Below are 21,039 nucleotides of genomic sequence, written 5' to 3'. Positions count from 1 at the left end.
GTCGTTCAGCGGGCCGTCAACAGTTCGCGGCGCTGCTTTCACTGCTGGATGTCCGCGGCGCGGCAGCCACCGTGAAACGCGGCAGCAGCACATGCACCAGGGGGCCGATGGCCAGGGCGTAGACCACCGTGCCCACGCCCACCGAACCGCCCAGCAGCCACCCGGCCGCCAGCACTGTCACCTCAATGAGGGTGCGTGACACCCTGACGGTCCATCCGGTACGGCGGGCCAGGCCGGTCATCAGGCCGTCGCGTGCGCCCGGGCCAAAGCCGGCGCCAATGTAGCAGGCTGAGGCCACGGCATTTACCAGCACGGCCCCCGCGAGGAGCACAATCTGCAGGGCCAGGTGGGACACCAGCGGCAGCATTGCCAGTCCGATGTCCGCGAAGACCCCCACGAGGATGGCGTTGCACAGTGTTCCAAAGCCGGGCATCTGCCGCAGCGGGATCCAGAGCAGCAACACCAGGAAACTCACGATGATGACCACCAGGCCGATGCTCAGCCCGGACCGGTTGGCCAGTCCCTGATGGAAGACGTCCCAGGGATCCAGGCCCAGTCCGGCACGGATGAACATGGCCAGGGAGATGCCGTAAAGGGCAAGGCCGGTGAAGAGCTGGATCAGTCTGCGGGTCATCATGGAATCATGCTCGCAGCCAACTGGCATTCAATTACATATCCAGTCTGAAATACTGGCTACATGGCTGCCGCGCTTACTGCCCTTGCTTTGTCCCGCCTCCTTGGCCCCTGGAACAGTGGAACCGGCCCGGCCTACCGTGAACTGGCCGACGTGGTGCGCCTGCTCATCCTCGATGGCCGGATCCCACTCGACACGGCCCTCCCCAGTGAGCGCTCGCTGTGCGCAACCCTGGCAGTCAGCCGGACCACCGTCACCGCGGCCTACGCCAGCCTCCGGGACCAGGGCTTCCTCAGCAGCGGGCAAGGCAGCCGCGGCAAGACCCGCATCCCCGAACTGACTCCGTTCGGCCCGGCCCTTTTCGGCCCCCAGCCACCTACCGCCGGCCCCTCGGCGGGGCCAGGGCTGACAGCCCCCGGGCTGGCTGCGCCCGGAGGACTCATCGATCTCGCATACTCCGCGCTGCCCGCAAGCGGCGAGGTGGTGCACCGGGCGTTCGCCGCGGCACTTACGGAGCTCCCGGCCCTGCTGCCAGGATTCGGTTACGACGCTTTGGGCCTGCTGCCGTTGCGCCAGGCCGTGGCGGACCGGTATTCAGCGGCCGGAGTGCCCACCCAGCCGGGCCAGATCATGGTGACCTCCGGCGCCCAGCACGCCCTCACCATCATCATCCGCACCCTGACGGACCGGCAGGACCGGGTCCTGGTGGAACATCCCAGCTACCCCCACGCACTGGATGCCATCCGCGCCGCCCGGTGCCGTCCCGTCCCGGTCGCGTTCACAGACTCCGGCTGGGACCTGGCCGCACTGGAATCCGCCATCGCGCAGCAACAGCCAAAACTTGCCTACGTGGTCCCGGACTTTCACAACCCCACTGGCATGATCATGCCTGACGCCCAACGCCGCCGGCTGGCGCGCGCGGCCGCCGCGGCCGGAACCGTGCTGGTGGCAGATGAGACGCTTCGCGACCTCAACCTCGACGGCGTTGCCACTACTCCCCTCGCCGGGTTCAGCAGCACCGTGGTGTCCATCGGGTCGCTGAGCAAATCCCACTGGGGCGGCCTGCGGACTGGCTGGATCCGGGCATCGGAACCAATGATCCAGCGTTTCGCCGCCGCGCGTACCACCTTGGACCTGGGCGGCCCTGTGATGGAGCAACTGGCAGCAGCCCACCTGGTCCGGGCACTGGAGGAACCACTGCCCGCGCTGCTGCAGACGCTCCACCGCAACCGGTCCGCACTGCTCGGCTTCCTTGCCGAGCACCTCCCGGCATGGCAGGTGGCACCACCGCCCGGGGGGCTGTCCGTCTGGTGCCGGCTGCCTGGACCCATCAGCACGGCCCTGACCGTGCTGGCACCGGACTTTGGCCTCAGGCTTGCAGCCGGTCCACGATTCGGGATCGGCGGCGCCTTCGAACGCAACCTGCGGCTGCCGTTCACTCTTCCGCCCGACAAGCTGGAGACCGCGGTCCTGGCGCTGCGGGCGGCCCAGGACAAACTCGACGCCGCACCCCAGCTCCGGCGGTCTCTGACCCAGGCCCCCGCCGTCGCCATCGCGTGACCGGCCGCGGAACCAGCGCGGAACCGCCGAAAGCGTGCCAAATCGCCGGGAAGGTACGGCGGCCCCGCACCGTTCCGGCGATCCGGGCGGGAAACGGAAGGAACCGCTACGCGTACACACGCTCCAGGAATCCACCCCACGCCTTGGCAGTTGCCTCGGAATCACCCGCGCCGCTGAAGTCGTGCACCGTCATGCCCACGGGGGCGCCCCACGCGTTGCGGCCGAAGAACCGGTACATCGCGTCAGCGGTGCGAATGCCCAGGAAGTGCTGGTTGGAGAAGTCCACCTCGCCCTCAAGCCGGCCGACGCCGTCGAGTTCCACGCCAATCCGCGCCCCCTGTCCGGAAGCGCCGAGGCCCAGGGCTTCGCGCAGCCGGGTGAATCCGCCCGGCTCTTGGGAGGCCGCAGGCGCCTGGATGTCGGTGAAGACCACGGGCCGCCCGTCAAAGTACTGCAGGTACTGGCCCAGCGTGTGCAGGTAGAACTCGGTGTGGCGGCTGGCGCCGTCGTACTGCTGGTCCCAGTTGTCCGCGAAGATTCCACTGTGGACGTAGTGGAGCCGGGCGCGTCCGCCGTCGAGCGGTTCCAGGACGTGCTCCAGCTGGTTGAACCAACCGTCCGGGCCGTCCATCCGGGACACCAGGTGGCGGGGGTACTCCTCCACGGTCTTGACGTCCGGCCACTGGTCCGTGGGGAACATCCACGCCGGCGTCCCGTTGGTGACGGCTTCCCAGACCCGCTCGGGAGTGCCGGGAAGTTCAGTGTCGTAGACGATTTCGAAGTCTCGGTTCTCAGTCATTGTCCTGCTCCTTTTGCGAAGGGGTGTGATCGGGAGTTGGGAGTGCCGGTTCTTTGAGGGCAGGGTGCAGCGCCACGACGAGCCGGTGCCGCCGCCCCTGGGGTGCTGCCCCGACGTCGTGGTACTTGTCCACCAACCGTGTGACCTCCACACCGAGCTCTTCGGCGAAGGCGGCCCGGTCAGCGGCGCTGCGGAAGGTGATGTCGCCGTCGATGGCGAACGTGGCCAGCTTTTGCCTGGCAGCAGCGGCGCCGGCAATCAGCTTGCCCACCTCCTGGACCATGCGGCCCGCCAGCGCCAGCAGCCAGAAGGCGGAGAAACGGTCCGCGAACCGCCGCGGGTCCGGGGACACCGCCGCGAGCGCGGTGGGTGAGATGAGGTAGGACGCCGCCGTGGCCTGCACCACGCGCTCGGTGACATTTCCCTTGCGCCGCTCCTCCACCAGCTCCACCAGTCCGTGCCGCTCCAGGGCCTTGAGGTGGTAGTTCACTTTCTGGCGCGGCAGGCCCACGCGGACCGCCACCTGCGTGGCTGAGCCCGGCTGGACCAGCTCGCGCAGGATCTGCGTACGGATGGGGTCAAGGGATGCCCCGGCCGCCGCCGGGTCCTCGATGATTGCGATGTCCTGCATGCCTTCAGTCTGGCAACCGACAAGTTTTTTTGTCAAAACTTTTTTATCGTCGGAGGGGGCCCGCGTCAGGAAGGCGCCGACCCCGCCCCGGTAGAATGGACCGGTGATGCAATCCCCCCTCCCCGTGCGCGACGGCGTCAACGCCACCCGCCTGCGGCTTCCGGACGAGGGGCCGTGGGACACCGCGATGGACTACATGATGCACCGCTGGGGCCACATCGATCCGCAGGGCATCGAGGACCGGTTCGACGCCGGCGAGATCGTCGGCGAGGGCGGCATCCCCCTGAGCCGGCACACCAAGCTGGAGGACCACACCTTCATCTGGTACTACCGGACCCTGCCGCCGGAAACCCGCCTGCCGGTGGAGCTCAGCATCCTGCACCAGGACGAGCACCTGCTGGTGGTGGACAAGCCGCACTTCCTGCCCACCACGCCGGGCGGCACCTACATCCAGGAATCCGCCTTGGTGCGCCTGCGGAACCAGCTGGACCTGCCGGACCTGATCCCCATGCACCGGCTGGACCGCATGACCGCCGGCGTCCTGCTCTTTTCCACCAATCCGCAGACACGCGGCAAGTACCAGGTGCTGTTCGAAAAGCGGCAGGTGCAGAAAGAGTACGAGTGCGTGTCCGCCGCCGAGCCCGCGCCGGGGTATCCCGCCGTCGAATTTCCGGTGGTGGTCCGCAACCGGATGACCAAGTCCCGCAGCTACCTCCTTGCGGAAGTCATCGACGGCGAGCCGAACGCCGAAACCAGGATTGAGCGGCTGGAAACGTTCGACGGCGGCACGGCCACGAGTGCCCGGGGAACCAGTGCGAACGGAACCTCGGGCGCCAGGCGCCTCGCCAGGTACCGGCTGGAACCGCACACCGGCAAGACCCACCAACTGCGCGTCCACATGGCCTCGCTGGGGCTGGGGATCGTGAACGATGCCTTCTACCCGGACCTGCTGGACAAGGCCCCGGACGACTACACCAAGCCGCTCCAGCTCCTGGCCCGCGGCATCCGGTTCGTGGACCCGATCTCGGGGAAGCCTATGGAGTACCGCAGCGGCCTGGAGCTCAGCGAAGCGGTCCGGGCACGGCCTTAGCACCGGCCTTAAGCACCGAGCACGTCCCTGAACACAGCTTCGACCTCGGCGGTGTGCAGCACGAACTCCACCAGTTCCAGTCCACTGTCCCGGTGCAGGGATTGGAACCCCGCCACGGCATCTTCCGCCGCCTGCGCCACGACCGCCGCACTCCACCCATAGGCTCCTGCCCCCACCGCGGGAAAGGCCATGTCCTGGGCGCCCAGCGAATGGGCCAGCCGCAGGCTTTCGCTGAAGCAGGACACCAGGAGCGCGCGGTTGGTCTGGCCGGCGTGCCGGTTGGGCCCCACGGTGTGGACCACCCAGCGGGCAGGCAGCCTGAACGCAGGGGTTGCCACGGCGGCTCCGGTCTGGAGCCCGTGCGGCAACGCGTTTTCCCGCAGTTCCCGGCACGCGGCCAACAGTTCCGGCCCCGCAGCCCGGTGCGGCGCCCCATCCACTCCCCCGCCGCCGAGCAGCGACGCATTGGCGGCGTTTACCACCACGTCCACCCGCCGCTGGGTAATGTCGCCCTGCAGAACAGAGATCCGCATGCCGCCAGTTTCCCAAGTGCGGTACCTTGTGGCAATGGACTTCGGCGGCATCGACAGCTGGGGAGCGACCTTCTATTTGTGGGTCATCCCCATGGTGATCGGGGACGCCATTTTTCCGCCCATCCCGTCCGAAATGGTGGTGATCACCGGCGGGGCGCTGTCCGCGGACGGGCGGGCCAACGTGTTGCTGGTGCTGGTACTCGCTGCCCTGGCGTCCTGGCTGGGCGACATGGTGGTCTTCCATCTCTTCCGGCGCCGCCTCAGCCATGTGCTGGACCGCTGGAAGTGGGGCAGGCGCGTCCATGCCGGCATCCATTCGGCCCTGGCCAAGGCGGGGCGGTCCTCCACCTACGGAACCATCATCGGCGCCCGCTTCATCCCCGGCGGCCGGCTTGCCACCTCGGCAGCGTCCGGGGTGGCAAACGTTTCGGTCCGCGGCTTCAGCCTGTGCGCGGGCCTGGGGGCGGTGCTGTGGGCCTGCTGGCTGGTGGGGCTTGGCTACTTTACCGGCTCAACCACCAAGCTGCCGTTCTGGGCCAGCTCGCTCATCGGCGTGGCGGTGGGCCTGGTGATCGGCGCCGTCGTGGGCATCATCGTCACCCGCCGGCGGGGCACCCGCTCCCCTGTCGAGGATGAGCCCCTCCCCGACGCAGGCTAGACGGGCAGCCACTTGCCGCGGCTGCGCCGCAGCACGCTGAGGGTTCCCGTCAGCGCAACGCGTTCGACGGCGTCGCGCATCATGGCTGCCGATTCCACCGCCTGGCGGTTCTCGCCGCTGTATTCGCTCGCCTCCACGAGGAAGCGCAGGTTCAGCTGCGGCACGCCTCCGGCGATCTGGAGCTGGTGCGCCTCCACGTGGTGCCGGGTGCCCAGCGCCTCCACGGCCGCGTCCATGACGGACTCCGGCGGATTGCCCGGCCGGAGCCCGGTGATCTTGAGGCGGGTCTGGAAGGAAGGCATGCCCCCAACCCTATCCAAACCCCCGCTCACATCCGGCCCTTAAAACCCAAACGCCCGCTCACTCTGCATAAGAAAGTGAGCGGGCGTTTGAGGAAAAGCCGCCAAAAGTGAGCGGGCGTTTCTAGCCGGTGTTGCGGAGTCCGGCGGCCACCCCGTTGACAGTGATCAACATGGCCCGCTGGAGGCGTTCGTCGAGCTCGGCCCCGGTAATTTCAGCCTCGGTGCGGATGCGGCGCAGGAGTTCCACCTGCAGGTAGCTGATGGGATCAAGGTACTGGTCGCGGATCTCCAGGGAGCGCTTCAGCGTGGGCTGCGCGTCCAGGAGGACATTCTCGCCGGTGAGCTTCTGGATCTCTGCCACGGTGAGCTCGTACTCTTCGCGGATGGCCCGGAACAGGTGGTGCAGTTCCTCGGGGACCAGCGTGGACACGTAGTAGCCGGCGATGTCCATGTCCGTCTTGGCAAGCGTCATTTCCACGTTGGACAGCACGGAGCGGAAGAAGTGCCAGTGGTCCATCATCTCCACCAGCTGGGCGGAATGCCCGGCCTCACGTGCGGCCTTCAGCCCGGAGCCCACACCGAACCAGCCGGGCACGATCTGCCGGGACTGGGTCCAGCCGAAAACCCACGGGATGGCGCGGAGGCCTCCCAGGCCGGCCCCCGAATCAGGGCGCTTGGAGGGGCGGGACCCAATGTTCAGGGAGCCCAGCTGCTCCACGGGGGTGGAGGCCATGAAATAGGCGGGCAGGTCCGGGTGGTCGATGAGCTTCCGGTACCGGTCAAAGGCGGCGTCCGAGATGGCCTCCATGACATGCCCGTAGCGCTCGCGCTGGTCCTCGGAGGTGCGCGGGTCGCGGTGCAGGGCCGAGCCCTGCAGCACCGCCGCCAGGGAGAGCTCAAGGTTTTCCCGCGCGAGCTCCGGCAGGGAGTACTTGTCGGAAATGACTTCGCCCTGCTCGGTGAACTTGATCTCGCCTTCCAGGACGCCGTTGGGCTGCGCCAGGATGGCATCATAGGTGGGCCCGCCGCCGCGGCCCACGGAACCGCCGCGGCCGTGGAACAGGCGGACACGGACACCGTGCTTGGCGGCGACGTCGCGCAGCTTGCGCTGGGTCTTGTGGATCTCCCACTGGCTCGTCATCACACCGGATTCCTTATTGGAGTCCGAGTAGCCCAACATGACTTCCTGGATGTCGCCGCGCAGCCGCACCAGTTCGCGGTAGGAGGGGTCGGACAGGAGCTGGTCGATGATCTCGGCGGAGGCCCGCAGTTCCTCCACGGTCTCCAGCAGCGGCGCGAAGCCGAGCTTCGCGTAGGGCTTGTCACCGAAGAGGTTGATCAGCCCGGCCTCGCGGGCCAGCACGGCTGCGGCCAGGACGTCGTCGGCACCGCGGGTCATGGAGATGATGTACGTCTCGATGACGTCCGGACCGTACATGCGCAGGGCGCGGCGGATTTCGCGGAAGACGTCGTAGGTGCCGTCTGCGGCGCCGTCGAGCTTGATCGGGTGGCCGGACAGCGGGCGGCGGGAGGCCAGCTCGGAGCCCAGCACCTCAAAGCGTTCTTCCCGGCTGAGTTCGGCGTAGCGCAGCCCCGGACCGCCGATCCGGTCCATCAGCTGCCCTACGGCGTCGTGGTGGTGGTCCGCATGTTCGCGGATGTCCAGGGTGGCCAGGTGCAGGCCGAAGGAGGCGATGGCCCGGCGGACCCGGGCCAGGGAGCCGTCCGCGGCGAGGGCTGCGGAGTGGTTGCGGAGCGACAGCTCCAGCAGGTGCAGGTCAGCCAGGAGCTCGTCGGTGCCGCTGTAATCGCGGCCATGCTCGTGGTTGGAGTTCACGGCAACGCGCTTGCCGGTATTGATGAGCTTGGCCTTGATGCATGTGAGCTTAAGCCGGTAGGGCTCCTGCGCGTTCAGCTCCAGGACGCGCTTGTCCAGGCCGGGGAGCTTCTTCAGGTCCTCGTCGATGGAGGTGAGCAGCGCTTCGTCCGCGCCTGCGAGTGCGGTGGAGTTGGAGAGGATGGAGATGAGCTCGTCGATCATCCCGATGCTGATCCGGATGGCGCTCTGGTTCTGGATCTGCAGGATTTCCCGGGTGACGGCCGCGGTAACGTTCGGGTTGCCGTCACGGTCACCGCCGATCCAGGAGCCGAACCGGATGGGGGCGTCCTTGGAGGCAAGCGTGACGCCGTGTTCGCCCAGGAGTTCGGAGAGTTCGGAGAACATCTCGGGCATGGCGTCGGTGAGGATGCCGCCCAGGTAGTAGATGGCGTTCCGGGCCTCGTCCACCGGGGTGGGCCGGACCTGGCGCAGCTCGTCCGTCTGCCACATCTGGTCGATGATCTCCGCCAGCTGGCGGTCCTGCCGGCGCCGGGCCGTGGACCCTTCGGGGGCGGACTGGGACAGCACGTCGGAAAGCTTCCGGATCTTGTCCAGGACGGAGCGGCGGGACGCCTCCGTGGGGTGGGCAGTGAAAATGGGGCGCACGTCCAGCCCGTTGACCACTTCCTGAAGCACGTCCGGGCCGGCCTTGGCGGCGATGTCCGCCACAGTCTTGGCAAGCCAGCCGTCCTTTTCGGCGCGGGTCCGCAGCCCGCGGACGCGGTGGACCTGCTCGGCGGCGTTGGCCAGGTGGAAGTAGAACGCGAACGCGCGCACCAGGTCGGTTGCCTGCTCAATGGGCAGGGAGCCGAGCAGTTCGCGGACCTGGGCAACGACGTCGTGGGCGCTCCAGGGCCCGGTGGCGTGCGCACCGCCACGCGCGGCTTCCTTGGATTCCTTGGTCAGGAGCCGGACCTGCTCCACGAGGTGCAGGAGTTCCGGTCCGTGCTGGCGGACCAGGGATTCGCCCAGCAGGGTGGACACGCGCCGGACATCCGCGCGCAGTTCGGAGGCAAGATCGGTCTCGGGAGGTGTTGCAGTGTGAGCCATTGAAACAATCTTTCGAGGGATTCGGACTTGGCTCGTACACTGCGCTGGATACTGTGAGCCACGTTACTAGCTAAAGATGCTACCCCCGCTCCTGCGCGGCAGGGGAATCCGTCTCAAAAGATGTCGTGATACCCACGTGGCGTTTGACGGCGTCGAGTTCCATCCGTAGTTTTTCCACTTCGCCCTGCCACGCAGCAGCCTCAGCCTTTCGGCGTCGTGCGCGCCTGGCCTGCACTGCCGCGGCTGCCAGCGCCACCGGGACGGAAAAGGCCAGCGCCCAACCTGCGGCCGCGAAAAAACCCAGCGCAACAGGAAGCGCGGTCCGGAAGTCGATGAAGTCGTTGACTCCGCCGGCCATTCCGGCCATGGCACCGTCAAGGGGTTCGAGGAACTGCCCCACCACCGGGGTCCCGGACAGTGACGGCGGAGCGAGCTTGGCCTGCCCATCCCCGCCCCAGCGCCCGTCCGCCAGGTGGTTGAGGACGTAGATGCCTGCGCCTACGTTCGCTGCCATGAAGACGACGACGGCGGCGAGCGCAGCGAGGTCCGCCCGCCTTCGCCGCCACACCAGTACGCCCGCACAGGCAGCCGCGGTTGCTATCCAAGTGAGCGCCGCCAGCCACTCCCGATTCACTCCGCCAAGAATGTCCACCTCCCCATTCAACCGCGGCGGACGATCTTGAAGTTGAAATCCGGGGTGCCCAGCGCGCCGAACAGCCGCAGCCAGAGCGGCAGCACCATCTCGGCACCGCGGGCCGTGGTGATGTCGCCGAGGTCGATGATGTCCTGGTGCCCCAGGGATTCCAGCAGGCCGGTGACAAGCTTCTTGGCTTCGGCGTCGTCGCCGGAAACGAACACGGAGTGGTCTCCGTCCGCCAGCCGGCGCGGGTCCACCATCAGGCCGGCATTCATGGTGTTGAGCGTTTTTACCACCCGCGCCTCCGGGAACGAGCGCTGGATCCGTTCGCCCAGACTTTCGGTATTGACGGGATTCAGCACCGGCGGCATGCCCTGCGAGAAGTCGAGCGGATTGGAGACGTCCATCAGGACTTTTCCGGCCAGCCGCGCGGCACCGGCCGCCCCCAGGGCCGCAAGGGAAGCGGCGCCGTTGGTGGCATTGACCACCAGCTCACAGTCACCCGCCGCGGCCGCGAAGGTGTCCAGCCGGATTTTGCCGTGCCCTGCATGCCATTCCTTGAAGGGCGGGCCGCCCATGGGATCCGGGCTGGTCCGGCTCCCGGTTTCGGCGGGGTCCCGCGTACCCAGGACCACCTCGTGGCCCAACCCGCTGAATGCTGCTGCCAGCGCGCGCCCTACAGTGCCGGTACCAAGAACTGCGATCTTCATGGCAGAACGCTACTCCCGGCGGCGCAGGGAACAAGAGGACTTAGGGCGGAATGAACACGCCATGCATGCGGTTGTAGCGGGGGCACACGCAACGGAAGGAACCATGGCAACCACCCCAGCCGCCCCAACGTCAACTGCCACAGCACCAACTGCCACCGCCCCAGCCGCGAAAGTGGAGCGCTGGCAGCGCTTCCGCACCAACCGGGACAAGGCACTGGCCTCGCCCCACGGCTGGCTCACCCTCACCTCCTTCCAGTGGCTCGCGGACTCCCCTGCCGCCGTCGACCTTGCCCCGGGCCTGTGGTCCACTGACGCAAAGGGTACGACGGCGTTCCTCACCGCCGTCCCGTCCGACGGGCTCACGCTGGTGGAGACAGGCGAAAAGGTGGACGGCACCGTGTCCGCCGTCCTGGCGGACGAGGAATCCCTGATGTGGGTGCGGTACGGCGGCCCGGACGGGGACCAGGTGGTGGTGGAACTGGCCATGCGCGGCGGCCGGTACGCCATCCGCACCCGGGACGCGGCCTCACCGGTCTTCACGGAGTTCGACGGCGTCCCCACCTACCCCTACAACCCGGACTGGGAAGTGACGGGCCGGTTTGAGCCGTACCCCGAGCCGGTGGACGTTCCGATCGGCACTGCGAACCCATTGGTGGACGGCGTGCACCGGAGCGTGGGCGAGGTGGTCTTCCGCCTGCCTGGCAGCAGCCACGAGTTCCGGCTTCAGGCCGAGGAGGAGAAACTCGCCGCCCTGACCGTCACCTTCCACGACGAGACGAATGGGGACACGACGGACGACTGGCGAAAGCTCGCGGTGCCCAGGCCGCGGCCGGACGGCTCCGTAGTCCTGGACTTCAACAGGTCCATCAACTATCCCAGCGCCTTCACCCCGTACGGCACCTGCCCCATGCCGGTGAAGAACAACAGCCTGGATGTGCGGGTTGAGGCAGGCGAGAAGCGGCCGTATCCCGCGTAGCGTCCGGGAAGCTCAGGAAATAGCGGATATCCCGGTGATGGCCCGGCCCACGATCAGGGTGTTGACCTCAAATGAGCCCTCGTAGGTATAGATGGCTTCCGCGTCAGCGAAGATCTTGGCCATCCGGTAGTCGGTGACGATGCCGTTTCCGCCCAGGATGGAACGGCCCAGCGCCACGGTTTCCCGCATCCTGGCGCTGAGGTAGGACTTGGCCAGGGCCACCTGCGGCATGTCGGCGGCGTCCTGGTCCTGCAGCCTGGCGATCCCGGCCATCATGGACATGCTGGCCACGGCGTTGCCCAGCATGGTCACCAGCTGCTGCTGGATCAGCTGGAAATGGGCCAGGGGCTGGCCGAACTGGTGGCGTTCCACCGCGTACTGCCGGGCGACGTCGAAGGCCGCCAACTGCTGGCCCACCGCCTGCCACGCCACCATGATCCGGGAGCTGCGGAGCAGTTCCTTGGTGTCCTCGAAGCTGTTGATTCCGGCAAAGCGGTCCGCTTCCGGCACCACGACGTCCCGGAACTCAATGTTGGCGTTTTGGACCGTGCGCAGGGCGATCTTGTTCTCGATCCTGTTCCGGCTGACCCCTGGCAGCGTGGCGTCGACAATGAAGCCCCGGACCGCGCCGTCCGCCTCGTCCCGGGCCCACACCAGCATGTAGTCGCAGAACGTCCCGTTGCCGATCCAGCGCTTGGCGCCGTTGAGCACCCAGGCGTCGCCGTCGTCGTCTGCTTCTCCTGTTGTGGACGAAATCCGCCGGGCCCGCGTCTCCATGCCGCCGGCCACGTCCGAACCGTGCAGTGGTTCGGTGAGCGCGAAGGCACCGGTGGTGCGCAACTCCGAGGCGTCGGCGAGCAGCCGCTCCTTCTGGTCGTCGGTGCCGAAGGTGTGGAGGGATTCAACAAAGAGGTCGTGGTGGACCAGGAAGAAGGTGGCCAGGGATGTGTCCACCCGGGTGATCTCCGCGATGACCAGCCCGGCGAACAGGTGGCTGTAGCCGCGGTGCACAGGCGTACTCAGCTCCAGGGCGGCCAGCTTGGGAAGGATGTGCGCCGGAAACTCGGCCTTGTTCCACCAGTCCCCCGCGTAGGGTGCGACCTCGGCGGCCAGGAAGTCACGGAGCTCGGCCAGCTTGTTCCGTTCGGCCTGCCCCAGCATGGATTCGACCTCGAAGAAGTCCGCGGCAGGCAACTGTGAAAGGTCCGGGACGCTCATTTCGGCCCCATCCGAATGGCACCGTCCAGGCGGATGGTTTCGCCGTTCAGCATGGCGTTGTCCACAATATGCGCCACCAGGTTGGCATACTCCTCGGGCTTGCCCAGGCGGGAGGGGTGCGGGACCTGGGCGCCGAGTGAGTCCTGCGCCTCCTGCGGCAGGCCCGCCATCATGGGCGTCTCGAAGATGCCCGGGGCGATGGTGACCACCCGGACCAGCGAGCGCGCCAGCTCCCGGGCGATGGGCAAGGTCATCGCCGCCACCGCGCCCTTGGATGCGGAGTACGCGGGCTGGCCGATCTGGCCGTCGAAGGCCGCCACGGAGGCCGTATTGATGATGACCCCGCGTTCGGGGCCGCCCAGCGGGGTTTCGGTGGGCTCCGTGGCCACCATGGCTTCGGCCGCCAGCCGCAGGACGTTGAACGTGCCCACCAGGTTCACCTGGATGACGCGGCTGAACGTCTCCAGCGGCAGCACGCCGTCGCGTCCCAGCACCTTGCCGGGCGTGGCGATCCCGGCGCAGTTCACCACGATCCGGAGCGGGCCCAGCCCCGCGGCGGTCCCGACGGCGGCCCGCACGTCAGTCTCATTGGTCACGTCCGCGGGGGCGAAGACGGCGGACTGGCCGGCTTCGGCGCGGCCGTTGAGTTCGTCCGCTTTTGCCTGCCCATTGGAGGACGGCAGGTCAACAAGCACCACCGATGCGCCGCCGTCGAACAATCTCTGCGCGGTGGCCGCTCCCAACCCGGACGCACCGCCTGTCACCAGTGCGACGCTGCCTTTGATGTCCATACATCCTCCTTGATGCGTGTCCCCGTGCCGCGGCGCGGCGTCGAGCAACAGTTAATGCATGTTAACTGAAATTGTGATCTCCCGCACCCTGCACGCATGGCGCCTTGCCCCGGCGGCTCCGCAGGCACGGTTAGGGTGGACGGCATGACGTCCAGCAGCACTTCCATGACCGCCTGGCCGGACAGGGCAAACCACGCGGCCCAGTCCGTCACCGCCCTGTTCGGGCACAAGCTGCTGTTCCTCCCCGGCACCCATCTGGGCGCGGTGCTGTGGCAGGGCAGGCACCCGGGCCGGCAGGCCCAGCAGGAACAACAGGATCAAGCCGCCCATCCGGGTACCCGGTGGCTCGCTTTGCTCCGGCGTGCCCGGCCGGCGGCTGCCCTGGCCCTTCCCTGGCACTACTGGTGGCAGGCACATTATGTGGACTGCCTGGTGGATGCCGGCCGGCGCGAACTTGGCGGCGGAGGAACACCCGCGGCCCGGTTCGAGGGCCCGGAGCGTCCCAGCGCTGGCCGCCTGGCCTCCCGGCTGGTGACGGGCATCAGGCTCCGCAACGCCCTGACCTTCGTGAACAGCTACTACGACGACATGGCATGGCTTGCCCTGGCAACCCTGCGGCTTGACCGGCTGGCCGAGGAGACGCGCCGCCCCGGCCGCCGCCGCAACGCCAAAGTCCGTGCGTCACTGGCGCTCCAGTTCGACGCCGCCTGCACCGACGACCTGGGCGGCGGCACATTCTGGAGCAAGAAGCGCGACTTCAAGAACACGCCTGCCACCGCGCCGGTGGCACTGTTTTATGCCCGCACCGGCCGGCACGCCAAAGCGCAGGCACTGCTGGACTGGCTGGACGCCACCTTGTTCGACGGCGGGCAGGGGCTGTACCTGGACGGCGTCCGCCTCAACCCGGCCGGCGAGGTGGTGGTGGAACGGGCCGTGTACACCTATAACCAGGGCCCGGTGCTGGGCGCGCTCCTGGAATTGGGCGGCGAAGCGAACCTGGCCCGGGCGGCCGCCCTGGTGGACGCGGTGCAGCGGCTCCTGACGGTCCCGGCCGGCGGGCCGGAGGCGGATTCCGCCGGCGGTTCGGTGCTCCGCTGCGAAGGAACCGGCGACGGCGGCCTGTTCACCGGGATCCTGTGCCGTTACCTGGCGCTTGCGGCGGCTGATAACCGGCTTCCCCAAACCACCCGCACCACGGCTGCCCGGCTGGTGACGGACACGGCCCAAGCGTTCTGGTCCGGCCGCCGTCCGGTGGGTCCCGGTGAAGCCGGTGCGCGGCTGCGGGGCAGGAGCATTTTCTCTATGCACGCTGCGCAACCGGCGGGTGCGACGTATCCGCCGGGCGCCGCCGTCGAGCTCGCCACCCAACTGCAGGCATGGATGGTGCTGGAGGCTGCCGCGGCGGTAACCGCCGCGGGCCTGCCCTAGCCTCCCCTGACTTCCCTAATCCAGCCCGGCGGGCCGCTTCTTCTGCGGGTAGGGCGTCTCGCCGCGCGCCAGCATCTCAACAAACCCGGCGATCCTGCGCTCCCGTGTGGCCGCCTGCTTCGCCGAGTTGGTCCGGTACACCAGGGAGAACAAGTTGGTTTTGGTGAGCACATCGAAGGTTGCCTGGGCCGCCGGGTTCGCGGCGATGGCCGCTGCCAGGTCTGCCGGTACCTGCACGTCGGCCTGCCCGCCGTAGGCCGCATCCCAGCGGCCGTCGGCTTTGGCGGCCTCCACTGCCGCCCTGCCGGCATCGGTCATCTTCCCCTCCTTCTCCAGCCGGGCAACGTGGCCCACATTCCGTGCCGACCAGATGCTGCGCGGGCGGCGGGGCGTCATCCGCTGGAACACGCTTTCGGCGTCGCGGCGCTTGCCCTGCCCGTCGATCCAGCCAAAGCAGAGCGCTTCGTCCAGCGCCGCCGGATAGTCCAGGCTGGTCACGTTCCCGCCTTTCTTGTGCAGGACCAGCCATACGCCCGGGCTGGTCCGGTGGTTTTCTTCCAGCCAGGCGCGCCAGGCAGCGGCATCAGGCACCAGCAGTTCCTTAAGGTCATCGGCCATGGCCCAATTGTGCCCCCGGAAGCACAGGCCACAAGCCCCATGTGCACCGGGTCTTCACGTGGCATCATGGCCGTACAGACCGTCCCCCTCCTCAAGGACAACGCCATGCTTCGAGTCCGCCCCATCCACTTCACCTCACGCACCGACTCCTGGAAGCGGTTCCTCGCCGCGCTGGGCATGGTGCAGACAGAGGACGACGGCGGCTGGCACGTCTTCGATTCAGCGTCCGGACGGCTGGCGCTCCACGGAGCGGAGGCCGGGTCCGGGCAGGACGGCCACACCGTATTCGCGGTGGAGGTGGGCGACGTGGCCGAATTCGCGCGCCGCACCAACCTGTCCGCGCAGGAGAATGGGACACAGGCGGAAGGAGCGCAGCCGGCCGAGCTGGTCACGGTGGCCCACGGCGAAGCCTGCCGGATCAGCGCCCCGGACGGCTTCAGTTTCATGGCTGACAAAGCAGCCCACGGCGCCCAGTGCGCCGACGCCGACCCCGCCCTGGCCGTCGTCGCGGTCTGGTACACAGCGGACCCCGAGGGAGCCGTCCGCACCCTGCTGCATGTCGGCGCGCGTCCCCGCCCCGTCCCGGACAATGACGAGACCGCCGACTTCACGGCCAAGAACGGCGGCGTCCTCCTGGTGCGGCCGGCGGCAGGGCCATCACGGTCCGGCCTGGGCTTTGAGTACGACGGCGGACTGGAACCTTTGCGGGACCGGCTCACCGCTGCCGGTTTTGCCGCCAGCCTCACCGAGGAGGCGTTTGGAAGCACCCTCCACGTGGCCAATCCGGACGCCGGCAGCCCCAACGCGCCCGCCACGGTGTGGATCTCCCAGCGCCGCCCCATGGGGTAGAACTTAAGCATGAACGTGCGCACACCTGACCCGAACCCCGGCTGGCTCTCCGAAGAAGACCTCTTTGAGGCGCGCGGGCGGCTGCCCATGGTGTACGTGGAGGCAGTACCGGTCAGGCTGGACCCGCTGGGTTATGTGAATGAAGTGGGCACGCTGCTGCAGGCGGATGCCGACGGGACCATGGTGCGCTCCCTGGTGTCCGGCAGGGTTATCTACCGCGAGACCATCCGCGCCGCCCTGCTGCGGCATATGGAAAAGGACCTGGGTCCGCTGGCGTTCCCGCAGCTGCCGCTGAGCCCCGTGCCGTTCACCGTTGCCGAATACTTCCCAGCGCCCTCACAGACGGGGTTCACTGACGAGCGGCAACACGCCGTGTCCCTGGCCTACGTCATCCCTGTGACAGGCGAGTGCGAACCGCGCCAGGACGCCCTGGAACTGACCTGGATGACTCCCGAGGAAGTCCTCAGCCCGGGCGTCCAACTGGAGTTTTCCGGCGGCCGCGGCGGCCTCATCCGGCAGGCCCTGGCGTTCGCAGGCGTGGGCTTCTAACCACCCCGCCGGGACGTGGGGGTCCCCGGTTTTGAGTGCCCGCCTTTGTAGACTGTAGGGCGGACCGCAAGAGAACTTAAGGACTCCCATGACCGAATCACCAGCCGCCAGGCACCACAGTGAACAGCAGGCTGGATCTCTGACCACCGGCAGCCACATCCTCCTTCCCGACGGCCGGCGCACTGCCGAAATCGACCAGGTGGAGCTGGAGCACGACGACTACGGTTCCCCGGCACTGGTGCTGGCAAGCCTTTCCGGCGGCGGCACGCTGCGCGTGGCCATCGGCACCATGGTCACGGTGGTGGAAGGAGCGCACGACGACGTCACCCAGCTTCCGCTGCCGGCAAACCTCCCGGAGCCCACACCGCCGGCGGAAACAGCCGCACCCAACGACGGGCGGCAGGAGCAGCCCGGCGCCGGGACCGGTCCCATCAACGTGGCGCCCGCCGTCGTCGTCCCTCCCCTTCCGCCGGTGCCGCCGGCGGTGATGGGCCCCAGCGAAGAGGAACTCGCGCTCATCCCGGCCCCTGCCGGCACCCCTGAATCGGTGGTGGAAGCCGCCGCCGAGGCGCACCCGGATGCGGAGGGCGTCCTGCTCCTGGCCGACCGGCTGTCCAAGGGCGTCAACTTCAAGTCCGGAAGCTGCCTGAAGGACCTCAGCGACCTGGCGCATGAGCTGTTCATCACGCTCAAGGACGCCGACGGGGCATTGTCCGTGGCGGACCTTTTGACCGTGCTGCCCTATGACGGAAACCCGGGCCGGTGGACCTCGGTGGAGGCATCCCTGGCGCTGGCCAGCTACATCTGCCGGCAGGACGGCCAGGACGAACGCGCCGAGGTCTACGAGAAGCTGATCCGAACGCCGGAAAACCAGGAAACGGACCCGTTCAAGGCCCGCATGGCCGCCAAAGTGCGGCAGCGCTCGCTCAACGAGCCCAACCTGTACGACAAAGAGATTTTCCGCTCCATCGACAACTCCAACCATGACGCCGAGCGTGAATGGCGGCTGCTGCGGCTGGAGTCCCTGCTCTTCCTGCGGGCGCACGGCGGCTCGGAAACCATCGGGATGTCGGAGCTGGAACGGCGCATCAACAACGAGCTGGAGGCCGTCCGCTCCTGAGCTTTCCGGTGACTGCCCGGGTGGGGAAATTACCCCTACCCGGGGCAGTTTCCGGAGCGTACATTCGGGGCTATGACGAACAATCTCAGCGTAGTGATCAATGCCGACGCGCCGCAGGTCTGGACCATGCTGCGTGAACCGTCCAGGGTGGCCCAGTGGCATGGCTGGCAGGCCGAAGACCTGGAATCCGAGATCAAGGAGATCTATTTCTCCGGCGACGTCGAGGAAGCCGCGGACCACACCAGTCTTACCGTGCACGGCGGGGACACGTTTGAACTGCATCCGGTGGCCGGCGGGACTCAGGTTTCAGTTACCCGCGGAGCCGTGGACCACGATTCCGAGTGGGCTGCCTGGGACGAAGACATCACCCAGGGCTGGCTGACGTTCCTGCAGCAGCTCCGCTTCGCCCTGGAACGGCACCCGCACGGCAAGCGGCACACCCTGTTCCTTCACCTGACCGAAGGCAACGGCTCGGCCATCGAGAAGCTTGGTCTTTCAGACCTCCCGGCACCTGGGGAGCCGTACCAGGTGACACTGGGCACCGGCGAGGAGATCAGCGGCAAGGTCTGGTACCGCACCAGCCACCAGGTGGGTCTCACGGTGCACAGCTACGCGGAGCACGGCGAAGGGCTGCTGGTGGTGGCCGACCATCCCGCCATCAAGGATGTGCGTGCCGAGGGCGACGGCTCGCTGGTTGTCGCCTCCACCTACGACCTCGGGGCCGGGGCGTTCGACGCCATCCGGCAGTCCTGGGATTCCTGGCGGGCGGCGAACTACCCGGCCTCGGAACCAGCCAGCTAGGCGTTCGGGCACCCGGCCTGCGGGGCCGGCGTTTACGGGGCGCGGGCGGATTGCTGGCACACTGGTACGGTGCCTGCCGACCCCGCCTTCGCCCTGCCTGGAACCCAATCACAGTTCTCCTTCACCGTAGGCACCCGCCTGGCGGAATCCTGCCCGCCCTCCGGCGCACAGGTGGCGGACAACGGCGGGGAGTTCCTGGGCCGTACCGGCACCATCACCACCCCGCACGGTGAGATCCAAACGCCCGCGTTCATCGCCGTCGGCACCAAGGCCACGGTCAAAGCCGTGCTGCCCGAATCCATGGCGGACCTTGGCGCCCAGGCGCTGTTGGCCAACGCTTACCACCTGTACCTGCAGCCCGGACCGGACATCCTGGACGAGGCCGGCGGGCTGGGCGCCTTCATGAACTGGCCCGGCCCCACGTTCACTGATTCCGGTGGATTCCAGGTGATGAGCCTCGGTTCGGGGTTCAAGAAGGTCATCGACATGAAGTCCGTGGATACCTCCGGGCCCGATGATGCCGTGGCCCCCGGCAAGGAGCGCCTGGCGCACATCGACGACGACGGCGTCTGGTTCAAGTCCCACCTGAACGGCGACCGCCACCGGTTCTCCCCCGAGATCTCCATGCAGGTCCAGCACCAGATCGGCGCGGACATCATGTTCGCGTTCGACGAGCTCACCACCCTGCAGAACTCGCGGCGGTACCAGGAGGAGTCACTCGAGCGCACCCGGCTGTGGGCGGAGCGGTGCATATCGGAGCACTTCCGGCTGACGGAGGCACGTTCGGCCAAGCCTTACCAGGCCTTGTTCGGCGTGATCCAGGGCGCCCAGTACGAGGACCTGCGCCGCAAGGCCTGCCGGGACCTTGGGGCCATGCCCTTCGACGGATTCGGCATCGGAGGTGCCCTGGAGAAGGAAAACCTGGGCACCATTGTCCGCTGGTGCAACGAGGAACTCCCGGAGGACAAGCCGCGGCACCTGCTGGGCATTTCCGAACCGGATGACATCTTCACCGCCATCGAAAACGGCGCCGACACCTTCGACTGCGTCTCCCCCACCCGGGTGGCCCGGAACTCCGCCTTCTACACTCCGGAAGGCCGGTTCAACCTCTCCGGTGCCAAGTACAAGCGGGACTTCGGGCCGCTGCAGGAGGGCTGCGACTGCTACGCCTGCGCCAATTACTCGCGGGCGTACATCCACCACCTGTTCAAGGCCAAGGAAATGGTTTCCGCCACCCTGATCTCCATCCACAATGAGCGGTTCGTGGTGAAGATGGTGGACGACGCCCGGTTGGCCATCGAGTCCGGCACGTTCTTCGACTTCAAGGCCGAGACCCTGGGCCGGTACTACTCCTGAGCGTCCCTCCAGGGCGCCTCCGGTAGGGTATCCCCCATGTTCATCGAGATTCCTGCCGCAGACGGCACCGCCGAAGCCATCGTTGCCCGACCCACCACCGGTGAAGGCCCGTTCCCGGGGGTCATCTTCTACATGGACGCGTTCGGCCTGCGCCCGCGCATCCAGGAGATGGCCCAGCGCATCGCCGACTGGGGATACGTGGTGCTCGCGCCCAACGTCTTCTACCGTGAAGGAACCGTCGCCGAGCTGGCACCCTCCGGAGACATGTCCACCCAGGAGGGCCGGGAAGCTGCCGGCAAGGCTGCGTTCCCGCGCGTTGGTCGCCTCACCAGCGACAAGGCCGGTCCGGACATTGACGCGTGGGTCCGCGACCTTCGCGAGCTCGACAGCGTCGCGGACGGTCCCATCGGCACCACCGGCTACTGCATGGGCGCCCGGCTCGCGGTCCGCACCGCCACTTCCCACCCGGAACAGGTGGCAGCGTGCGGCGGCTTCCACGGCGGCGGGCTGGCAACCGAGGATCCGGACAGCCCGCACCTGCGGCTCGGCAATGCGCGGGCACGGTTCGTCTTCGGCCACGCGGACCACGACCGGAGCATGGCCCCCGACGCCGTGGCCCGCCTGGGCGAAGCGCTCCAGGCTGCGGGACTGGAGGCATCCAACGAGATCTACGGGGGCGCGCCGCACGGCTACTCCATGGCGGACACCTCGGCGTTCCACCCGGAAGCCACCGAGCGGCATTTCCAGGAACTGCGCGCCCTGCTGGACGGTACGCTGAAGGCCTAAGCCGGCCAGCCGCCGTCGAACCCGCCGGAAAGCTGCCGGCCCGCCGGAACGTTCCGGCGACCCC

Annotated in this window: 22 protein-coding genes; 11 read left to right on the top strand and 11 right to left on the bottom strand. The window is 67.9% G+C overall.

Features of this window, described 5'->3' with window-relative positions; all coding sequences use genetic code 11:
- Positions 1-16: 16 nt before the first annotated feature.
- The gene (yczE, locus tag ACIGJD_RS03030; RefSeq protein WP_483688242.1) at positions 17-637 is read right to left on the bottom strand and encodes a membrane protein YczE; all 621 of its coding nucleotides are present in this window, start codon (positions 635-637) and stop codon (positions 17-19) included.
- A gap of 60 nt (positions 638-697) precedes the next feature.
- On the opposite strand from yczE, the gene yczR reads away from it, so the two are divergent.
- Positions 698-2,194 carry a MocR-like transcription factor YczR gene (yczR, locus tag ACIGJD_RS03025; RefSeq protein WP_483688241.1) on the top strand — a complete coding sequence of 499 codons (1,497 nt, stop codon included), beginning with the start codon at positions 698-700 and terminating at the stop codon, positions 2,192-2,194.
- A gap of 106 nt (positions 2,195-2,300) precedes the next feature.
- Here yczR and ACIGJD_RS03020 read toward each other — a convergent pair whose 3' ends face one another.
- Entirely contained in the window at positions 2,301-2,993 is a 693-nt protein-coding gene (locus tag ACIGJD_RS03020; RefSeq protein ID WP_483688240.1) for an SRPBCC family protein, read from the bottom strand.
- Positions 2,986-3,624 carry an ArsR/SmtB family transcription factor gene (locus ACIGJD_RS03015; protein WP_483688239.1) on the bottom strand — a complete coding sequence of 213 codons (639 nt, stop codon included), beginning with the start codon at positions 3,622-3,624 and terminating at the stop codon, positions 2,986-2,988. Before ACIGJD_RS03015 ends, ACIGJD_RS03020 begins: the two co-directional genes overlap by 8 nt.
- A 106-nt stretch (positions 3,625-3,730) precedes the next feature.
- Between ACIGJD_RS03015 and ACIGJD_RS03010 the strand changes: the two genes are divergently transcribed.
- On the top strand, positions 3,731-4,714 hold the full coding sequence (locus ACIGJD_RS03010; RefSeq protein WP_483689413.1) for an RluA family pseudouridine synthase: 984 nt from the start codon (positions 3,731-3,733) through the stop codon (positions 4,712-4,714).
- Positions 4,715-4,722: 8 nt separating this feature from the next.
- Here the strand turns inward: ACIGJD_RS03010 and ACIGJD_RS03005 are convergent, their stop codons facing one another.
- Positions 4,723-5,247, bottom strand: a complete 525-nt coding sequence (locus ACIGJD_RS03005; protein WP_483688238.1) for an O-acetyl-ADP-ribose deacetylase — start codon at positions 5,245-5,247, stop codon at positions 4,723-4,725.
- Between ACIGJD_RS03005 and ACIGJD_RS03000 the strand changes: the two genes are divergently transcribed.
- On the top strand, positions 5,246-5,905 hold the full coding sequence (locus ACIGJD_RS03000) for a DedA family protein (protein WP_483688237.1): 660 nt from the start codon (positions 5,246-5,248) through the stop codon (positions 5,903-5,905). The genes ACIGJD_RS03005 and ACIGJD_RS03000 overlap by 2 nt on opposite strands.
- On the opposite strand, the gene ACIGJD_RS02995 is transcribed toward ACIGJD_RS03000, so the two are convergent.
- The 4 genes from ACIGJD_RS02995 to ACIGJD_RS02980 all read right to left on the bottom strand — a co-directional run bounded on the left by ACIGJD_RS02995 (position 5,902) and on the right by ACIGJD_RS02980 (position 10,483).
- On the bottom strand, positions 5,902-6,207 hold the full coding sequence (locus ACIGJD_RS02995) for a hypothetical protein (RefSeq protein WP_483688236.1): 306 nt from the start codon (positions 6,205-6,207) through the stop codon (positions 5,902-5,904). The two genes, ACIGJD_RS03000 and ACIGJD_RS02995, sit on opposite strands and share 4 nt — an antisense overlap.
- A gap of 121 nt (positions 6,208-6,328) precedes the next feature.
- Entirely contained in the window at positions 6,329-9,136 is a 2,808-nt protein-coding gene (ppc, locus tag ACIGJD_RS02990) for a phosphoenolpyruvate carboxylase (RefSeq protein ID WP_483688235.1), read from the bottom strand.
- Between the two features lie 79 nt (positions 9,137-9,215).
- Positions 9,216-9,788, bottom strand: a complete 573-nt coding sequence (locus ACIGJD_RS02985; protein ID WP_483688234.1) for a hypothetical protein — start codon at positions 9,786-9,788, stop codon at positions 9,216-9,218.
- Between the two features lie 8 nt (positions 9,789-9,796).
- Positions 9,797-10,483 (bottom strand): NADPH-dependent F420 reductase, encoded by a 687-nt coding sequence (locus tag ACIGJD_RS02980; protein ID WP_483688233.1) that lies wholly within the window; start codon positions 10,481-10,483, stop codon positions 9,797-9,799.
- 103 nt (positions 10,484-10,586) lie between these two features.
- Here ACIGJD_RS02980 and ACIGJD_RS02975 point away from each other — a divergent pair, with 103 nt between their 5' ends.
- Entirely contained in the window at positions 10,587-11,459 is an 873-nt protein-coding gene (locus tag ACIGJD_RS02975; protein ID WP_483688232.1) for a DUF1684 domain-containing protein, read from the top strand.
- A gap of 12 nt (positions 11,460-11,471) precedes the next feature.
- Here ACIGJD_RS02975 and ACIGJD_RS02970 read toward each other — a convergent pair whose 3' ends face one another.
- The gene (locus ACIGJD_RS02970; protein WP_483688231.1) at positions 11,472-12,677 is read right to left on the bottom strand and encodes an acyl-CoA dehydrogenase family protein; all 1,206 of its coding nucleotides are present in this window, start codon (positions 12,675-12,677) and stop codon (positions 11,472-11,474) included.
- A complete protein-coding gene (locus ACIGJD_RS02965; RefSeq protein ID WP_483688230.1) occupies positions 12,674-13,468 on the bottom strand; it encodes a 3-hydroxyacyl-CoA dehydrogenase in 795 nt (264 codons plus the stop codon). The genes ACIGJD_RS02970 and ACIGJD_RS02965 overlap by 4 nt, the downstream gene beginning before the upstream one ends.
- A 144-nt stretch (positions 13,469-13,612) precedes the next feature.
- On the opposite strand from ACIGJD_RS02965, the gene ACIGJD_RS02960 reads away from it, so the two are divergent.
- Entirely contained in the window at positions 13,613-14,896 is a 1,284-nt protein-coding gene (locus tag ACIGJD_RS02960) for a glycoside hydrolase family 76 protein (RefSeq protein ID WP_483688229.1), read from the top strand.
- Between the two features lie 15 nt (positions 14,897-14,911).
- Here the strand turns inward: ACIGJD_RS02960 and ACIGJD_RS02955 are convergent, their stop codons facing one another.
- Complete coding sequence (locus ACIGJD_RS02955; RefSeq protein WP_483688228.1) at positions 14,912-15,514, bottom strand: YdeI/OmpD-associated family protein; 603 nt, start codon at positions 15,512-15,514, stop codon at positions 14,912-14,914.
- A 105-nt stretch (positions 15,515-15,619) separates the two neighbouring features.
- Between ACIGJD_RS02955 and ACIGJD_RS02950 the strand changes: the two genes are divergently transcribed.
- From ACIGJD_RS02950 to ACIGJD_RS02925, 6 genes are all read left to right on the top strand, one after another.
- Positions 15,620-16,363, top strand: a complete 744-nt coding sequence (locus ACIGJD_RS02950) for a VOC family protein (RefSeq protein ID WP_483689412.1) — start codon at positions 15,620-15,622, stop codon at positions 16,361-16,363.
- A gap of 9 nt (positions 16,364-16,372) precedes the next feature.
- Complete coding sequence (locus tag ACIGJD_RS02945; protein WP_483688227.1) at positions 16,373-16,912, top strand: NUDIX hydrolase family protein; 540 nt, start codon at positions 16,373-16,375, stop codon at positions 16,910-16,912.
- An 88-nt stretch (positions 16,913-17,000) separates the two neighbouring features.
- Entirely contained in the window at positions 17,001-18,032 is a 1,032-nt protein-coding gene (locus ACIGJD_RS02940) for a DUF6707 family protein (RefSeq protein ID WP_483688226.1), read from the top strand.
- Positions 18,033-18,104: 72 nt separating this feature from the next.
- A complete protein-coding gene (locus ACIGJD_RS02935; RefSeq protein ID WP_483688225.1) occupies positions 18,105-18,833 on the top strand; it encodes an SRPBCC family protein in 729 nt (242 codons plus the stop codon).
- A 69-nt stretch (positions 18,834-18,902) separates the two neighbouring features.
- Positions 18,903-20,189, top strand: coding sequence for a tRNA guanosine(34) transglycosylase Tgt (gene tgt / locus ACIGJD_RS02930; RefSeq protein ID WP_483688224.1), 1,287 nt, complete (start codon positions 18,903-18,905; stop codon positions 20,187-20,189).
- Between the two features lie 36 nt (positions 20,190-20,225).
- Positions 20,226-20,975, top strand: coding sequence for a dienelactone hydrolase family protein (locus tag ACIGJD_RS02925; RefSeq protein WP_483688223.1), 750 nt, complete (start codon positions 20,226-20,228; stop codon positions 20,973-20,975).
- The last annotated feature ends 64 nt before the right edge of the window (positions 20,976-21,039 follow it).

The organism is Arthrobacter sp. E1SS-5 (assembly GCF_057073715.1).
Note: the sequence above shows the minus strand (reverse complement) of the source record. Positions and strands in the feature narration are given on the sequence as shown.